The organism is Limnospira sp. (assembly GCF_051859755.1).
Classification (GTDB): domain Bacteria; phylum Cyanobacteriota; class Cyanobacteriia; order Cyanobacteriales; family Microcoleaceae; genus Limnospira; species Limnospira fusiformis.
The window spans coordinates 1-1,527 of sequence record NZ_JBIMLI010000322.1 but is presented as its reverse complement, the minus strand read 5'-3'; the positions used below and the strand labels follow the sequence as shown (position 1 = coordinate 1,527).

Here is a 1,527-nt window from a genome sequence, read left to right as displayed (position 1 = left end):
AGGTCTCGCACCATACTTGGTATTATACCGTATTGCCGTAAAATGTTAACCTAATTTGAGATTAAATCATGCTCCTCTCATAAAAAATGTAACATAACTTTAATCATTATTTGAATGAGCGAAAATCAGATTTCCCCAAAATCAAGTCCCAATTCTCCCGGCGGCGGAGAGTATTTATCTCTATTGCTGGCGGTGGCTTTTTTACTGTTTCTCATGCGGACGGCTTTTCCTTGGCTATTGGCGATCGCCTCTTTTGTAGGTGTTTGGATGCTATGGCGATACTACTCCTACCAGTCTCGCCGCCTACAACAGAGTCTGGATCAGGCTTTTTATGCTTTGATCCGGGAACATGAAGGACGGATCACCCCTTTGGATCTGGCTTTGGCTACTCAGCTTACCGGTCCCCAAGTTCAGGCTTATCTCGACCAAAAGGCGCTGGAATTTGCGGCTGAGTTTGAGGTAACAGATGATGGTAGGATTTTTTATACTTTCTCGACGGTAGCTTCTGTGACTGTGGCTGACCCAGAACCTGCTATTGATAAGGAAATGGCGACTGTGGCTGACCCAGAACCTGCTATTGATACTCAAGTTGTGAACCTTCCCCGTCAGACAGTGGAACTTCCCCCGGTTTCTGTTAATCAAGGTCCACTGGTAACCGGGTTTGATGTACATCCCCATAATATTAGACCCCGGAAACCAAAACCCGTTGAACTCTACCCCGCGCCGCACGCCTGCGAGTATTCTCAGGAAAGCCAGGAGTTTCAGTCGCGGCCAGAATTACCTAAGTCGGAGATCACCGAGTTGATGGAACGTAATCGCTTAGGCGATCGCTTTTCGGCGGACTAAGTTGATATAATCGATATACAGTGCGGGACGTTCAGGCATGAAATAGGGTAGAAACACCCGAAATAACCGCCTGATGGGGACTTCAGCCCCTTGGTTGAATATAAGAGGCTCGCCTCTGAGCATCCCCATAACTGTTTATATGTCCCAAAGCTTGGTATAGAAATATACAAAACAAGGCAGGGAACTCAAGGTCAAAACGCAAAATCGGAAATCTTAACGATTTCTTAACAATTGCGTTGAGAGTAACCGCGATAGCCACCCCCAGTTTTGGGAATCATAACCCCAGGACTGAAGCGGGGAACGGAAGGCGTGAAGTAGAACCTACTACCAGAGGCGACCACTGCCAACCATCCATGATTAAGGAAATCTGAATGTTCCGACTTGAACCGCCATAAGGATTAAGTAGCTAAACAGGTTGATACGCTCCGCTCAAAAGAGTTAGGGAAAAAGTAGGGTAATTGTAACATCACCTACACAGACCTTTAAAAGTACCCCGGTGGAAAGGACAAATCTAAAGATGGAATGCCCATATAAACGGAACGTTGTAATCCCTCTTAGGCTCTGAGAGTATGGTCGATACCTCAGTAGTGACAAGTGTAAGCGGATGGTGCGAGACGTTCGGGTATGAAATAGGGCTGAAATGCCCGAAATAACTACCCGGTGAGGATTCCAGCTCCGAAT

General features: G+C 46.6%; 1 protein-coding gene. It reads left to right on the top strand.

From position 1 onward, the window contains the following. Positions 1-114: 114 nt before the first annotated feature. A complete protein-coding gene (locus ACTIE0_RS24290; RefSeq protein WP_006669161.1) occupies positions 115-846 on the top strand; it encodes a hypothetical protein in 732 nt (243 codons plus the stop codon). The last annotated feature ends 681 nt before the right edge of the window (positions 847-1,527 follow it).

What these genes read in the sequence shown, in the direction of transcription:
- ACTIE0_RS24290 (WP_006669161.1), top strand. Translation starts at nt 115, where the DNA reads ATGAGCGAAAATCAGATTTCCCCAAAATCAAGTCCCAATTCTCCCGGC.